Origin of the sequence: Bacillus cereus group sp. BcHK124 (genome assembly GCF_027712065.1) — a bacterium.
Lineage (GTDB): Bacteria > Bacillota > Bacilli > Bacillales > Bacillaceae_G > Bacillus_A > Bacillus_A pacificus.
The window spans coordinates 1-16405 of record NZ_JAQFPJ010000040.1 but is presented as its reverse complement, the minus strand read 5'-3'; the positions used below and the strand labels follow the sequence as shown (position 1 = coordinate 16405).

The following is a 16405-nucleotide window of genomic DNA, read 5'->3' as shown; positions in this document are numbered from 1 at the left end:
CTCGGTAGCTCAGTCGGTAGAGCAGAGGACTGAAAATCCTCGTGTCGGCGGTTCGATTCCGTCCCGAGCCACCATTTATCTTAATCATATACGCCGGCTTAGCTCAATTGGTAGAGCAACTGACTTGTAATCAGTAGGTTGGGGGTTCAAGTCCTCTAGCCGGCACCATGTAAGTTTCGGAGGGGTAGCGAAGTGGCTAAACGCGGCGGACTGTAAATCCGCTCCTTCGGGTTCGGCAGTTCGAATCTGCCCCCCTCCACCATTTACATAGGGGCATAGTTTAAAGGTAGAACTGAGGTCTCCAAAACCTCCAGTGTGGGTTCGATTCCTACTGCCCCTGCCAAATATATTTACACAGCATGGCGGCTGTGGCGAAGTGGTTAACGCACCGGATTGTGGCTCCGGCACTCGTGGGTTCGATTCCCATCAGTCGCCCCATTTTTATTTTAAAAATTATAAATAATCTAATGGATACTTACATATAATTAAGTAAGAATTCGATGGGCTATAGCCAAGCGGTAAGGCAACGGACTTTGACTCCGTCATGCGCTGGTTCGAATCCAGCTAGCCCAGCCATTTTTGCGGAAGTAGTTCAGTGGTAGAATACAACCTTGCCAAGGTTGGGGTCGCGGGTTCGAATCCCGTCTTCCGCTCCAGTAAAATTTTATATGGCGGCATAGCCAAGTGGTAAGGCAGAGGTCTGCAAAACCTTTATCACCGGTTCAAATCCGGTTGCCGCCTTTTCTTTTGTGCCGATGTGGCGGAATTGGCAGACGCGCACGACTCAAAATCGTGTTCCTTCGGGAGTGTCGGTTCGACCCCGACCATCGGTATCACGAACGGCGTAATAAAAAAGACTCTACACCAAATGTGTAGAGTCTTTTTTATATTTTCATCATACTAAAGAATAAGCACAAATAGGTACTAAATGATTAAGATAAACGTATTCATGTAGTATTTGAATGTGTCATAATTCTCCCCCTCTATACTCACTTCAAATTTTTTCCTATTTTAATTATACAACAATAGAAAGGAATTAAGGGAATATTATGGAAATCGGTATCGGTGATGTAAAAAACTCTAATAGAAATGGTAGAGTTTTTTTGCTAAATTATGTTATGTGATTCTAAAATTCGTGATAAATGTAGCAATTCATGTATAATATAACTTGTCGAAAGAACAAAATGATAGTGATTTATATTATGTCTGTAATATGAATCAAAAATGAACTTTTTATATTTCTTTTAAAAATGTGTTGAACACACATGATATTTCATATTAATATTTTTATGTAGATTTAAAACCGGAAAGAGAGTGGAAAGTATGGGTCGTAAATGGAATAATATTAAAGATAAAAAAGCATCAAAAGATGCAAATACTAGCCGTATATACGCGAAATTTGGACGTGAAATTTATGTAGCGGCAAAACAAGGCGAGCCAGATCCGGAATCAAACCAAGCGCTTAGAGTGGTATTAGAACGTGCGAAAACATACAATGTTCCAAGAACAATTATCGATCGTGCAGTTGAAAAAGCAAAAGGTGGTTCAGAAGAAAATTATGACGAGCTTCGTTATGAAGGATTCGGACCAAATGGAGCTATGGTAATTGTAGATACACTTACAAACAACGTAAACCGTACTGCAGCAGATGTACGAGCTGCATTTAGCAAAAACGGTGGTAACATGGGTGTAAACGGTTCTGTAGCTTACATGTTTGATGCAACAGCTGTTATCGGTCTTGAAGGGAAAACATCAGATGAAGTTCTTGAGATTTTAATGGAAGCAGATGTGGATGCACGTGACATTCTTGAAGAAGAAGATGCTGTTATCGTGTATGCTGAACCAGATCAATTCCATGCAGTACAATCTGCTCTTAAAGATGCTGGCGTTGAAGAATTTACAGTTGCTGAATTAACAATGCTTGCACAAAACGATGTAACACTTCCTGAAGATGCACAAGCACAATTTGAAAAAATGGTTGATGCATTAGAAGATTTAGAAGATGTGCAACAAGTTTACCACAACGTAGACTTAGGAGAATAATACGATAGAAGCCCCTTTTCATTTAACGGATAGGGGCTTCTTTTTATGAATTTCATTAAGGTGATGAATGAGTAAAGGTATTTTGTTGTAGACAGGGAATATGCTTATAGGGATATGTGAAATATTCATTATTGCTAGGAGGCTTAATATGGAACATAAAACACCAAAGCATATCGTTGCTGTAGCAGGTTATTTAACAAATGAAAAAGACGAAGTGTTATTAGCTAAAGTACATTGGCGATCGGATACATGGGAGTTGCCAGGAGGACAGGTAGAAGAAGGAGAAGCGCTCGATCAAGCAATTTGTAGGGAAATAAAAGAGGAAACAGGATTAACGGTGAAGCCTATCGGTATTACAGGAGTTTACTATAATGCTTCCATGCACATTCTAGCTGTTGTTTTTAAAGTGGCATACGTGAGCGGTGAAATACAAATTCAGCCTGAAGAAATACAAGAGGCTAAATTTGTTGCTTTAAATGAAGAGAACATAGATGAGTACATAACGCGTCCTCATATGAAATCCAGAACGCTTGATGCGATGAGAGCAACACATTGTATTCCGTATGAAACGTGGGAAGTGCAGCCATATAACTTAATAGGAAGATTGTAAAGAAAAGAGTAGCCGGTTTGAGATACAATCAAATCACTACTCTTTTTTGTATACTGTTTAAGAAAAAGGTCAAAATAATAATAGTGTTAGTATTGATTTTAAGAACGTTTGTTCTGTATAATGTATGATATATTATATACATTTAGATTACTAGATACTCAAAAGTATATATATTGGTAGATGATATAATGAAAATAGAGTGCTTTAATATAGAAAGTATAATAGCCTTAAGATTTAATCTGTTATTGGTTTAGCATAATCTATATTCAATATTTCAGATGAATAGTAGATAAAAAAGGACTGTGATACAATACTTTTTTATCCCACTATTTGCCGGGCAATCAGATTGGTGCGTTCTGATTAAAGTTTCACCTTATACCTTACAATGATGTAAGGTATGTGTAAGAGAAATCGATGGGATATTTTTTTACAACAAGGTATTCTTAAAGTAAGAATTATACGCTGTGTGGAAAAGAGGTGTTTAAGATGAAAGAACGAGTATTATCTAGGGTGAACTATCATCAAAAAGTTGCATTAAATCCAATGACTAAGTTTTTGTATAAAGCCATTATTTTATTATTATTGTTAAGTTTCGCGTTATTATTCATTGGAAATGTAATGATCGAGAAAAGTGATATTAGTAAATTACATGTACCGGCTAAGTTAGAGGTGCCAGAATCATTAACACATGCATTTATTGCAACAGAAGATAAAAGGTTTTATCATCATAACGGTTTAGATTATATAGCGATTATCAGAGCGTCTGTTGAGAATATAAAAGCTGGTGGTGTTGTGCAAGGTGGTAGCACAATTACACAACAGTTATCAAAAAATGCTTTTTTAACGAATGAACGTACATTTTCTCGCAAGTGGAAAGAAATTTTTTATACAAAAAAAATTGAACGTACATTTACAAAGGATGAAATTTTAAAATTATATGTAAGTAATATTTATTACGGAGAAGGAGCATGGGGAATTGAAAAAGCAGCAAACCTATACTTCGGTAAAAAGGTGAGCCAATTAACATTGGCTGAAAGTGCAATGATGGCTGCTGTAGTAAAGGCACCTGCTTATTACTCACCGGTACAAAATTATGATAAGGCCGTAGAGAGACGAAATGTCGTTTTGAGATTGATGGAGAAAGAAGGCTATATCAATCATGATGAGTATGTGCAAGCAGTTAGTGAGAAGTTAGTCATACGTCATGATATAAAAACAGAGCAGTCGATGTTAAATAGTGCTCGTGAAAAAGCAGTAAGCTAATGGAAGTTCCTACATAGGAGCTTCTTTTTTTGAATAAATTGTGACAAATCGTGACACAATATCGTCACAATTATTGTGTTTTTGTAATTTATGTGAGCGTGTTCATTGCGTGACGTATATAAGTGTTGATATTATGTGTATTGTGTACAATGCTGTATACAGAATATGAAATTAAAGAGGAATGTATATGAAATCATCGAACAAACTCATGGCTCTTGGTATAGTTTTTTCCATTGCAGTATTGATTGTGATCGGAACGATTGCGTATAGCATCATAAATGACAAAAAAGATAAAGGGAATGAGATGTTTGCTTATTCCACACAACAATCTTTAGGGAAAGATGATGCTCCGGTTAAGGTAGTTGAATTTGGAGACTTCAAATGTCCCGCTTGTCGTACTTGGGATGTAACAGTATTGCCACGATTAAAAGAAGAGTATATTGATAAAGGTAAAGTGCAGTTATACTTTATTAATTTTCCGTTTATTGGGAAAGACTCTGATTTAGGTGCAGCAGCTGGTGAAGCAATTTATAAACAAGATAAAGATTCATTCTGGACTTTCTATGATGAGATTTATCAAAGTCAAAAGAAAGATACGGAAGAATGGATTACAGAAGAATTACTTCTTAACATTGTGAAAGAGAAGCTTCCGAAAGTTGATGTAGATCAATTTAAGAAAGATTTACACAGTAAAGAAATAAAAGAAAAAGTACGTAAAGATTCAGATCGTGCTCAAAAATTAAAAGTTCAAGGTGCTCCTTCAGTATATATAAACGGAAATCTTGCAAATCCTGATTTCGATAGTATGAAGAAGGCGATTGATAAAGAATTGAAAAAGTGATGAGCTACTCATCACTTTTTCGACTTTTTTCGATAAAATTCTTGCTTCCGCTTTTTTTACATGCTATACTACTTTACATAAGTTATTCTAATATCTTATATGTATTTCATATTTGCGGGTGTAGTTTAGTGGTAAAACAAGAGCCTTCCAAGCTCTGGTCGAGAGTTCGATTCTCTTCACCCGCTCCAAATTTTATTAAATGTTTTTCTATAAATTGTGATCAACGCAGTGTTTCGTTTCCGAGATAAACGAGGCATTGCGTTTTTTAATGTTTGGAAAACAGTATTTTATGCGAAAATAGAAGTAAAGAATAGTATTCCAAAAGTGAATTGCTAACCAATAGATCGTTACATAAAGGATGGATTCATCTGAGGAGGCGATTAGGAATGGATTTTGAACAATTAAAGCAAGATGTCATTGCGTATAGTAAAACGATTGGTATAGATAAAATAGGCTTTGCTAGTGCTTCACCATTTGAAGAATTAAAGCAGCGGTTAATCCAGCAGCAACAATTAAATTATCAATCTGGATTTGAAGAGCCTGATATAGAAAAGAGAACGAATCCACAGCTTTTATTACCTGGTGCAAAATCAATTATTGCGATTGCATTAGCGTATCCTTCAAAATTAAAAAATGCACCATTAAGTAAGCGTGGAGAACGCCGTGGGATTTTTTGTCGTGCTTCTTGGGGACAAGATTATCATCTAGTTTTACGAGATCGTTTGCAGAAATTAGAAGCATATTTAATCGAAAAACTTCCCGATATAGAAGTTAAGTCAATGGTTGATACGGGTGAATTAAGCGATCGAGCTGTTTCAGAGCGTGCTGGTATTGGATGGAGCGGTAAGAACTGCTCTATTATTACACCTGAATTTGGTTCGTATGTATATTTAGGAGAAATGATTACAAACGTTCCATTCCCACCAGATCAGCCGATAGAAGATCAATGCGGGAGCTGTACAAAGTGTATTGATATTTGTCCTACAGGTGCTTTAATACAAGGAGGACAGTTAGATTCGAAGAAGTGTATAGCATTTTTAACACAGACGAAAGGATTCCTACCGGAAGAGTATCGCGACAAAATAGGTAATCGTATTTATGGATGTGATACGTGTCAGACAGTTTGTCCGAAAAATAAAGGAATGGATTTTCATAATCACCCTGAGATGGAACCAGATCCTGAGTTAGTTAAGCCGTTATTAACACCACTTTTAACAATTAGCAATCGGGATTTTAAAGAGAAATATGGAATTATGTCTGGTTCATGGAGAGGTAAAAAACCGTTGCAACGAAATGCAATTTTGGCACTTGCGCATTTTAAAGAGGCATCAGCAATTCCTGATTTAATTGGTGTTATGAAAGACGATCCAAGACCAGTACTTCGCGGAACAGCAGCGTGGGCGCTTGGGAAAATTGGTGGAGACGGCGTGGGCGAAGCTATTGAAAAAGCGATGCAACGTGAGAAAGACGAAGAGGTTCTTCATGAAATGAATCGTGGACTTGAATTGTTAGCGCAGAAAAAAGAGTAGATAATATCTCCCTTTTTCATATTGTAATATGGGAGGGAGACGAAATGGTTGTAAAAATAAATATTGAAAAGCAAGTCCAACACTTTTTAGCATATATAACAGAGAAACGAACAAATGTAGATGGTATTGCTGAAGATTTATTACAAATAGCAAAGAGAAAGAAACAATTATTTCAAAAGCGTAATGCAGAGATAGTAAAAGCAACTGCGGACGTTTCTTTTATGAGGCAATTCAATAATAGCAATCATCAAGAAATTGATTATCAAATACATTTTAAATATTTAATTAAGCATAAAGAATTATTTTATATTGAAGAGGAACAATTAAAACGAAGAGTTTGTTTAAATAATAGCCGGATAATAGGTGATTATGCTATTGAAGTGCCAGAAGCAGTTGGAATGAGTGAGACATTAGAAAGGGAAGTTACAAAAGAGAAGTACGGTTCCTATCAGTACAACCGTTTAGAGGCAGTTAAATATGCAGAGCGTTGGTGGGATGATCGAAACCCTGCATATCGTAATTTCCCTGATAATTGTACGAATTTTATTTCTCAATGTCTTCATACTGGAGAAGTACCAATGAATGGATATCCTAATATTCGCAAAGGATGGTGGCAAAGGGAGAATCAGTGGAGTTGGAGCTGGGCTGTTGCACACTCTTTTTATTGGTATTTGTCAGGTGCTACATCAGGACTTCGAGCTGAAGCTGTAGAAAGGCCAGAGGACCTTATTCTTGGTGATGTCATCGCTTATGATTTCGAGGATGATGGTAGGTGGAATCATACGACGATTGTAGTAGCAAAAGACGCAGATGGTATGCCACTTGTAAATGCACATTCAGCGAATAGCCGTCGGCGTTATTGGAACTATGAAGATTCTAGTAAATATACACCACAAATGAAATATAAATTCTTTCATATTATTAATGGGTAGAGATTTTTCGCTCAAGTGGTATAATACGTAGTAGACAAAAAACAGAGGTGAATATCGCGTGGGAGTACATGTTGTTTTATATCAACCAGAAATTCCAGCAAATACAGGAAATATTGCTCGTACTTGTGCAGCAACTGGAACAGAATTGCATTTGATTAGACCGCTTGGATTTTCAACGGATGATAAAATGTTAAAGCGTGCAGGATTAGATTATTGGCAGCACGTGAAAATTACGTATTATGATTCAATTGAAGAGTTTTATGAGAAAAATAAAGACGGTGAGTTCTTCTATTTAACAAAGTATGGCGAGAAAGCTCATACAGCGTTTGATTATAGTAAACGTGAGAAGGATTACTACTTTGTATTTGGAAGAGAAACGAACGGTTTACCAGCTAATGTAATCGAAGAAAATTTCGATCATTGTTTACGTATTCCAATGACTGATAAAGTGCGTTCATTAAATTTATCAAATACAGCAGCTATTTTAATTTATGAAGCGTTCCGTCAACAAAATTATCCAGGATTAGATTTAGAAATTGTTTATTAAAAGTCGCCATATGGCGGCTTTTTTTCTAAAAATAAAAGTAAATATGGAATCATACATTTAAAAAAGGGTACATAGTCATATAGAATGGTGATATATGAATAAAAATAGATTAGACGGGTTGAGATAAATATGAAGGAACAATATCGTAATCAAAATACCTTTTTAAGTATGATAGATATGGATTTAATAAGAAGAGGATTATTACATGCTATTCAAGATTTAGTATTTATTGTGAAAGTTATGGATGATGAAACCTTTACATATATTTATGTAAATAAGATAGGTATGGATTATGCAAAGCTAAGCGAAGAATGTTATGGAAAAACGTTTTCTGAAGTATTGCCGAAAGATACGGCGGAAATATTGCAAGTGCAATATGCAAAAGTAGCGAGCGAAGCAAAAGCACATACCTTTTGTGATGTAGTTAGTTTACCAACTGGTAATTTACATTATGAATCTTCACTTAATCCTGTATTTGATGAAGAAGGGGTATGTCAGTTTATTATTTGTATTACGAGGGATATTACAGCTCAAATTGAGGAGAAGATTGAAATAGAGGAAAAACAAATGTTATTTAAGTCATTACTAGAATATAATAATGACTCCATTATATCTATAGATTCTATAGGTAGAATTACATATGCGAATCCAGCAACGTATGAAATATTTGGATATCGATATGAAGAATTAAATAATAAATTTATCTTTGAATTTATTAATAAAGAATATGAAAAAGATTTTCAAATTATATTTAAAGGATCCATGCAAGGAAAAGCGAAGCAAATTGTTTCAAAGAAGTATGTTCATAAAGAAGGGTACGAGCTATATATTTCTCTGAGGACGATTCCGATTATTGTAAATGGTGAAATTGTTGGAGTATATATTGTTACGAGAGATGTTACAAGGCAAGTATTAAATGAGATGAGAACGGAATATTTAGCTTACTATGACCAGTTAACAGGATTAATGAATAGAATTTCATGTGCAAATAAGTTAAATACTTTGTTGAATGATAATACAGAGTTTGCGCTTGTTTTTATAGATTTAGATGAATTTCATCTTATTAATGATACTTTTGGCCATAAAGAAGGAGATAAAGTATTACAAAAAGTTACAGAATGTTTAAGCAGTTTTGAAATAGCTGGTATGCACTTATTTAGAGAACACGATGATCAATTTGTTATGTTAATAGAAAATATAACGAAAGAACGTGTAGAGGGAGTTGCCAAAAACATACTGAAAAGGATTAGTGAACATTTTGTAATCGAAGAAGAGGACGTGTATTTAAGTGCGTCAATCGGAATTGTAATGGCTCCAACAGATGGAGAAGATGAAAAAATATTATTCCAAAGAGTTGATGCTGCTTTGGAAAAAGCAAAAGAAAAAGGAAAAGGGCATTATCATTTTTATTGCAGCGGGTTAGATTGTGAGCGTGAACAAAGATTTATAATAGAAAACCAATTACATCGTGCTATAGAAAAAAATGAATTCTTCTTATATTATCAGCCGCAAATTAATATTGAAACGAAAAAAATAGCTAGTATGGAGGCTTTAATAAGATGGGAGAATAAAGAATTAGGATTTGTCTCTCCCAATCAATTTATTCCGCTAGCAGAAAGAACAGGATTTATTATTAAGCTTGATGAATGGGTAGTAAATGAAGTGTGTCGACAAATACGCGAATGGTTAAATAAAGGATATGAAGTTGTCCCAATTGCAGTTAATATTTCAGCCAGGCATTTTCGCTCTATTACATTAATAGAGATGATTACACGAGCTTTACATAAGTACAATGTACCAGCCCATTTATTAGCGATAGAGGTTACAGAAGGAGCCCTTATACATAAAGATATATCGAAAAGAGTATTGCTACAATTAAAAGAACAAAATTTAAAGATTCATTTAGATGATTTTGGTACAGGATATTCATCTTTAAGTTATTTAAAAACGTATCCAATTGATACTTTGAAAATTGATCGTTCTTTTATGGAAGGTATACATGTAGATGAACGCGATACGAATATTACGGCTGCAATTATTCATTTAGCTCATACGTTGGAATTGAATGTAATTGCAGAAGGGGTAGAAAAAGCAGAACAAATACAATTTTTGAAGGAAAAGAATGTGAAGTTTGTACAAGGTTATTATTATAGCCGCCCTTTATCAAAATATGATGTGGAAAATGTGTATTATAAATAATTGATAAAAAAAGTGATGTGCTAAGAAGCACATCACTTTTTATGTGTACCGGGTTTATCATTGTAACCAGATGTAAAAATAGCTGTAAGAAATGTGAGTGATACACCTAAAATTAATAATAATTTCATACTAATATCCCTCCTATTTTTCAGTTTACGAATCTGAAATATGAATCGAAATGTATGTAATGTTCTTGGAAGAAAAGAATTTATTTAAAATGAATAGCGGTGTAAAAACTTTAATACCTATATTATACAGAATTTTCTTTGAATTTTGGAGAGAATTTTATAGCACTACTGTATATTTCATTTTGATTTAAAGAATGTTTGAGGACATCCTAGCATACCTTTTATAATAATCCGATTGAACAAGGAGATGGGGGAGGAGCTATAATGGATATTCTAAAAAAAATTGAACAGCATCGAGAAGCAGAAGAACGCTTACAATGGGAAGGTACGTTTGCGGAGTATTTGGAGCTTGTGAAGGAAAGACCATGGGTGGCTCAAACAGCACACTCTCGCATTTACAATATGATAAAAGATGCTGGAATTGAAGAAGTAGATGGTAGAAGAAAGTATAACTTCTTTAGTAATCAGTTATTTGGTTTAGAGGATGCTTTAGAACGTCTTGTAGAGGAATATTTTCATCCGTCTGCAAAACGATTAGATGTTAGAAAACGTATTTTATTATTAATGGGTCCTGTTAGTGGAGGGAAATCAACATTAGTTACGATGTTGAAACGAGGATTAGAAACATATTCAAGAACAGATCGAGGAGCAATTTTTGCAATTAAAGGATGCCCAATGCACGAAGATCCGCTTCATTTAATTCCGCACCATTTAAGGGATGATTTCTTTGATGAGTATGGAGTTAGAATTGAAGGTAATTTATCGCCTCTCAACGTGATGCGTCTAGAACAAGAGTATGGTTCAAGAATTGAGGATGTAGTTGTAGAGCGTATTTTCTTCTCGGAAGATCGCCGTACAGGGATTGGTACATTTAGCCCGTCTGATCCTAAATCACAAGATATTGCCGATTTAACAGGTAGTCTAGACTTTTCTACAATCGCAGAATATGGTTCAGAATCAGATCCACGAGCGTATCGCTTCGATGGGGAATTAAATAAGGCAAACCGTGGGATGATGGAATTCCAAGAGATGTTAAAATGCGACGAGAAGTTTTTATGGCATTTATTATCGCTTACGCAAGAAGGGAATTTCAAAGCGGGAAGATTTGCGCTTATTTCAGCAGATGAATTAATTGTAGCGCATACGAATGAAACGGAGTATCGCTCTTTCATAGCAAATAAGAAAAATGAAGCATTACACTCAAGAATTATTGTAATGCCAGTTCCATATAATTTACGAGTGAGTGAAGAAGAACATATTTATGAAAAAATGATTCGTGAAAGTGATGTGTCCAATGTTCACATTGCGCCACACACACTTCGCGTTGCAGCAATGTTTACAATTTTAACTCGTTTAAAAGATCCGAAGCGTCCGGATATTGATTTAATTAAAAAGATGCGTTTATATGATGGAGAAACGGTAGAAGGTTATAATGCGATTGATGTAGAAGAGCTGCAACGTGAATATCAAGATGAGGGCATGAGCGGTATTGATCCTCGTTATGTGATTAACCGAATTTCTTCTACAATTATTCGAAAAGAGGTACCATCTATTAACGCATTAGATGTACTTAGATCGCTAAAAGACGGGTTGGATCAGCATCCGTCAATTAGTAATGAAGATCGAGAGCGTTATATGAATTTCATCTCATTAGCAAGAAAAGAATATGATGAAATTGCGAAGAAAGAAGTACAAAAAGCATTTGTGTATTCATATGAAGAATCGGCGAAGACACTTATGGATAATTACTTAGATAACGTTGAAGCATATTGCAATAAATCAAAATTACGTGACCCATTAACAGGTGAGGAAATGAGTCCAGATGAAAAGCTAATGCGCTCAATTGAGGAGCAAATTGGAATTTCAGAAAATGCTAAGAAAGCATTCCGTGAAGAAATTTTAATTCGCATCTCTGCTTATGCGCGTAAAGGAAAACGCTTTGATTATAACTCACATGAGCGCCTTCGCGAAGCGATTCAGAAAAAACTATTTGCTGATTTAAAAGATATAGTGAAAATTACAACATCAACGAAAACACCAGACGAAAATCAGCTTAAGAAAATTAATGATGTTGTTGCACGCTTAATTGATGAGCATGGCTATAATTCTTCATCTGCGAATGAATTATTACGCTATGTAGGTAGCCTGCTAAACCGATAGTTTGATAACAAAACGCTGTCTCTTGTATTTTGCGGGACAGCGTTTTATTATCCATTCATATGTGTAAAGTGTCATACCTTGTCCAAATATAATAAATTAAGATGCAATTTTATGAATTTATTGTCAATTATTTTTACAATATGCATATGATAGAGTAACCAACCATTCATACGAAAAAAGCCAACACAATACAATATGTTGCAAAGTGTAAATGTGTGCAACTATGCATTGTGTTTCTTTCTTATCAAAGGCTGAATGATTCTTTTCTAGTATGTGAGTGGCAAAATTTTGTTTAGGATGCTCGGAGTATTATATGAAAAACGTTATATATGTTTATGGGATGATTTTCGATGGGCAGTTACTTTTCATTCTAGCTGGCACAGTATAAAACAAAATTTCTAGATTGCTGTTCATATAGGAAGACAATTACAGTAAGGAGGGAAAGAAATGGGTGAAGAAAACCAACCAAATTATACGATTTCACAGGAAAACTGGTCCCTCCATCGCAAAGGATATGACGACCAACAACGCCATCAAGAGAAAGTACAAGAGGCAATTAAAAATAATTTACCCGATCTTGTAACAGAAGAAAGCATTGTTATGTCTAATGGTAAGGATGTTGTAAAAATACCGATTCGCTCTTTAGATGAATATAAGATTAGGTACAATTATGATAAAAACAAACATGTTGGGCAAGGAAATGGTGATAGCAAAGTTGGTGATGTCGTTGCGAGAGATGGATCAGGTGGTCAAAAGCAAAAAGGACCAGGAAAAGGGCAAGGAGCAGGGGATGCGGCTGGAGAAGATTATTATGAAGCTGAAGTTTCTATTTTAGAATTAGAGCAAGCATTTTTCAAAGAATTAGAATTACCTAATTTAAAGAGAAAAGAAATGGACGAAAACCGAATTGAACATGTTGAATTTAATGATATTAGAAAAACAGGATTATGGGGCAACATCGATAAGAAAAGAACGATGATATCCGCATATAAACGAAATGCGATGCGTGGTAAAGCATCTTTCCATCCAATTCATCAAGAAGATTTAAAGTTCCGCACTTGGAATGAAGTATTAAAGCCAGATTCAAAGGCTGTTGTATTAGCGATGATGGATACGAGTGGATCGATGGGAATATGGGAGAAATATATGGCACGGAGCTTCTTTTTCTGGATGACGAGATTTCTACGCACAAAGTATGAAACAGTAGATATTGAATTTATTGCCCATCATACGGAGGCAAAAGTAGTTCCAGAGGAAGAGTTTTTCTCAAAAGGAGAAAGTGGCGGAACAATTTGTTCTTCTGTATACAAAAAAGCACTCGAGCTAATTGATAATAAATATTCACCAGACCGCTATAATATTTATCCATTCCATTTTTCAGACGGTGATAATTTAACATCAGATAATGCTAGATGTGTAAAGCTTGTTGAAGAGTTGATGAAGAAGTGTAATATGTTTGGGTATGGGGAAGTGAATCAGTACAACCGCCATAGTACACTTATGTCAGCCTATAAGAATATTAAAGATGAGAATTTCAGATATTATATTTTAAAGCAAAAAGCAGATGTATTCCATGCGATGAAGAGCTTTTTTAGAGAAGAATCAGGAGAGAAAATGGCATAGCCCCTTTCAAAAAAGGGGTTATTTTTTTGTAAACTTTTTATTTTTTTAGTTGACAATGATAATGAAAATCATTATCATTTATTCGAGATATGGTTACATTTATATTTTGGAGGAGATGTAAAGTTGAAAAGAAATAAAAGAAAACATATAAATGCAATGGTTATAGCGGCGGCGTTATCACTTCCGTTTGCTGTTTATTCAACACCTGCTTTAGCGGCAGTGGCAATTGAGGCGAATAAAACTGGACATGTTTTAGAAGATGGTACATATGACGCTGTTATTAAGGCGTATAAAGATAAAACGAATGAAGAATCTATGGCAGCTGTGTATATAAAAAATCCGAAATTAACAATTGAGAATGGAAAGAAAATTGTAACGGCAACGTTAAGTGATAGTGATTTCTTCCAATATCTAAAAACAGAAGATATTCATACTCCTGGTGTGTTTCATGATGTGAAAGTAATATCAGAAGATAAAAAGAAAAATGGAACGAAAGTGATTCAGTTTGAAGTAGGAGAATTAGGGAAAAGGTATAATATGCAAATGCATATTTATATTCCGACAATGGCCTATGATAATAAGTACCAAGTACAATTTGAAGTAAATACATTGAATTTAGATAAAGATGTTCCAGAAGAACAAAAGGAAAATAAGGAGGATAAAGTAGATCAGCAAGATGAGAATGTAATAGTAGATAAGCAACTACAAAGGCATATTAATAAATATAACTTGAATAGAGAGAATCTAAATACGCCAATAACTAAGGAAGATTTATTAAAAGTTAAATCTTTAATAGTCGTTGAAGCTAAAAGTAAAGGAATAAAAGACGTAAGCGGTCTAGAATATATGACGAACTTAGAAAACTTAACGTTGGAAGAAGTTAAGTTGAAAAATATAAAATTTATCTCGGACTTGAGACAATTAAAATCAGTAAGTATAACCTATGGTGAACTTGAAGATATTGGACCTTTGGCTGAGTTAGAGCATATTGAGTTTTTAACTTTGAGAAACAATAAAATCTCAGATTTAAGCCCATTAAGCCAAATGAAGAAGATTAAAATGCTAGATTTGAATAGTAATGATATAAAAGATATAAAACCATTATTTACAGTGAAATCTTTAAGGACTTTGACTATAGCAAATAATCAAATTAGTAATGCAGGTCTTGAAGGAGTTCACCAATTAAAGAATTTAAAGACATTTGAAATAAGCAATAATGGATTGAGTAATGTTGAACATATTAATGGAATGAATAAATTAATTGAATTAGGGCTTTCAAAAAATGAATTAGTAGATCTTACGCCACTATCAAAATTACCAAGGTTACAGAAACTAAATTTAGAAGAAAACTATATTTCAGATATAACGCCACTTAGTCAATTAACAGGTTTATATGATTTAAAGCTAGGTTCAAATGAAATTCGTGATGTTAGACCGGTTCAAGAGCTAGGAAAAAGAATGTATATTGATATTCAAAGACAAAAAATCTTTTTAGATGATGTAGAAAAAGATAAGGAAGTTAAAATACCTATCTATAATTTACAAGGAGAGCCAATTGATACTATTCAATTGAATAGTGAAGATGGAATAGTTAATAATGCTTCTGTTAAATGGGGTACTACCGGTGAAAAAACATATGAATTTATGTTGGATATAAAGCCAGAAGAGAATCGTATTAAGTTTAATGGAACAGTAATTCAAAATGTTGTTGAAAGGTTAGATGAAAGAAAGGAAACAATTAAAGAGGATAATGAACAAAAGGGAAATGTGATTCTAGATAAAACTTTACAACAACATATTAATAAAGAGAATTTAGGTAGAGAGAATGTAAACGCTCCTATCACAAAAGAAGATTTATTACAGATTAAAAAATTAGAGATACTTAAAGAAAAAGGAAATGAGATAAAAGATATAACAGGTTTAGAGTACATGACGAACTTAGAAAAACTCACTTTAGAAGGAGTAGGTTTGAAGAATATCGAATTTATCTCGAACTTAGAAAAGTTGAACGATGTGAATGTATCTCATAATCAAATTGAAGATATAACACCACTATCTTCATTAAAAAATCTACAGTGGTTAAATCTTGCGGACAATCATATTAAAGATGTATCGGTTCTTGGTTCCATGCTAGATTTACTTAGCTTAAAATTATCTGGAAATGAGATTCGTGATGTAAGGCCGTTAATACAATTAGGTCAGTGGTTTTCAATTGATGTGGGAAGACAAAAAATCGTTTTAAGTGAAGCGAAAGTAAATGAAGAAATTCAAGTTCCTGTATATGATTTAGAAGGAGAAAGTATTGAGAATATTACGCTAACAAGTGAGGGTGGAACGTTTAATAATGGAGTAATGAAATGGAGTACTCCAGGTGAAAAGGTATATAAATTTGATTTAGATTCGGATGAAATTAGCATAAGGTTTAACGGAACAGTTATACAGAATATAGTAGAAAAAGAAGAAGTGAAAGAACCGGTAAAAGAAGTTGAAGAAACAAAAGAAGAAGTGAAAGAACCGGTAAAAGAAGTTG

General features: G+C 34.3%; 11 protein-coding genes and 9 tRNA genes. All 20 read left to right on the top strand.

Annotated elements, in window-relative coordinates; translation table 11 throughout:
- Positions 1 to 92 precede the first annotated feature (92 nt).
- A tRNA-Thr gene (locus PDK19_RS26710) sits at positions 93 to 168 on the top strand.
- A 10-nt stretch (positions 169 to 178) separates the two neighbouring features.
- Positions 179 to 262, top strand: a tRNA-Tyr gene (locus PDK19_RS26705).
- Between the two features lie 7 nt (positions 263 to 269).
- Positions 270 to 343: transfer RNA gene (locus tag PDK19_RS26700), tRNA-Trp, on the top strand.
- Positions 344 to 362: 19 nt separating this feature from the next.
- Positions 363 to 438: transfer RNA gene (locus tag PDK19_RS26695), tRNA-His, on the top strand.
- A 63-nt stretch (positions 439 to 501) separates the two neighbouring features.
- A tRNA-Gln gene (locus PDK19_RS26690) sits at positions 502 to 576 on the top strand.
- A gap of 5 nt (positions 577 to 581) precedes the next feature.
- A tRNA-Gly gene (locus tag PDK19_RS26685) sits at positions 582 to 656 on the top strand.
- A gap of 14 nt (positions 657 to 670) precedes the next feature.
- A tRNA-Cys gene (locus PDK19_RS26680) sits at positions 671 to 741 on the top strand.
- A gap of 10 nt (positions 742 to 751) precedes the next feature.
- Positions 752 to 833: transfer RNA gene (locus PDK19_RS26675), tRNA-Leu, on the top strand.
- 490 nt (positions 834 to 1323) lie between these two features.
- Positions 1324 to 2043, top strand: coding sequence for a YebC/PmpR family DNA-binding transcriptional regulator (locus tag PDK19_RS26670; protein ID WP_000532946.1), 720 nt, complete (start codon positions 1324 to 1326; stop codon positions 2041 to 2043).
- A gap of 148 nt (positions 2044 to 2191) precedes the next feature.
- Complete coding sequence (locus PDK19_RS26665) at positions 2192 to 2653, top strand: NUDIX hydrolase (protein WP_000400448.1); 462 nt, start codon at positions 2192 to 2194, stop codon at positions 2651 to 2653.
- Positions 2654 to 3139: 486 nt separating this feature from the next.
- Positions 3140 to 3916, top strand: coding sequence for a transglycosylase domain-containing protein (locus tag PDK19_RS26660; RefSeq protein WP_000664712.1), 777 nt, complete (start codon positions 3140 to 3142; stop codon positions 3914 to 3916).
- Between the two features lie 187 nt (positions 3917 to 4103).
- A complete protein-coding gene (locus tag PDK19_RS26655; RefSeq protein ID WP_000842720.1) occupies positions 4104 to 4757 on the top strand; it encodes a DsbA family protein in 654 nt (217 codons plus the stop codon).
- Between the two features lie 114 nt (positions 4758 to 4871).
- Positions 4872 to 4945, top strand: a tRNA-Gly gene (locus PDK19_RS26650).
- Positions 4946 to 5143: 198 nt separating this feature from the next.
- Positions 5144 to 6286 (top strand): tRNA epoxyqueuosine(34) reductase QueG, encoded by a 1143-nt coding sequence (gene queG, locus PDK19_RS26645; RefSeq protein ID WP_000345218.1) that lies wholly within the window; start codon positions 5144 to 5146, stop codon positions 6284 to 6286.
- Positions 6287 to 6330: 44 nt separating this feature from the next.
- The gene (locus PDK19_RS26640; RefSeq protein WP_000260538.1) at positions 6331 to 7218 is read left to right on the top strand and encodes an amidase domain-containing protein; all 888 of its coding nucleotides are present in this window, start codon (positions 6331 to 6333) and stop codon (positions 7216 to 7218) included.
- A 58-nt stretch (positions 7219 to 7276) separates the two neighbouring features.
- Positions 7277 to 7765 (top strand): tRNA (uridine(34)/cytosine(34)/5-carboxymethylaminomethyluridine(34)-2'-O)-methyltransferase TrmL, encoded by a 489-nt coding sequence (gene trmL, locus PDK19_RS26635; RefSeq protein ID WP_000538147.1) that lies wholly within the window; start codon positions 7277 to 7279, stop codon positions 7763 to 7765.
- Positions 7766 to 7894: 129 nt separating this feature from the next.
- Positions 7895 to 9964 (top strand): sensor domain-containing protein, encoded by a 2070-nt coding sequence (locus PDK19_RS26630; protein WP_000664292.1) that lies wholly within the window; start codon positions 7895 to 7897, stop codon positions 9962 to 9964.
- A gap of 392 nt (positions 9965 to 10356) precedes the next feature.
- The gene (locus PDK19_RS26625) at positions 10357 to 12252 is read left to right on the top strand and encodes a PrkA family serine protein kinase (protein WP_000353283.1); all 1896 of its coding nucleotides are present in this window, start codon (positions 10357 to 10359) and stop codon (positions 12250 to 12252) included.
- Between the two features lie 447 nt (positions 12253 to 12699).
- Entirely contained in the window at positions 12700 to 13875 is a 1176-nt protein-coding gene (gene yhbH / locus PDK19_RS26620; protein ID WP_000503513.1) for a sporulation protein YhbH, read from the top strand.
- Between the two features lie 123 nt (positions 13876 to 13998).
- Positions 13999 to 16405 (top strand): leucine-rich repeat domain-containing protein (locus PDK19_RS26615; RefSeq protein WP_270708196.1); only part of this gene is annotated, 2407 nt, incomplete at its 3' end.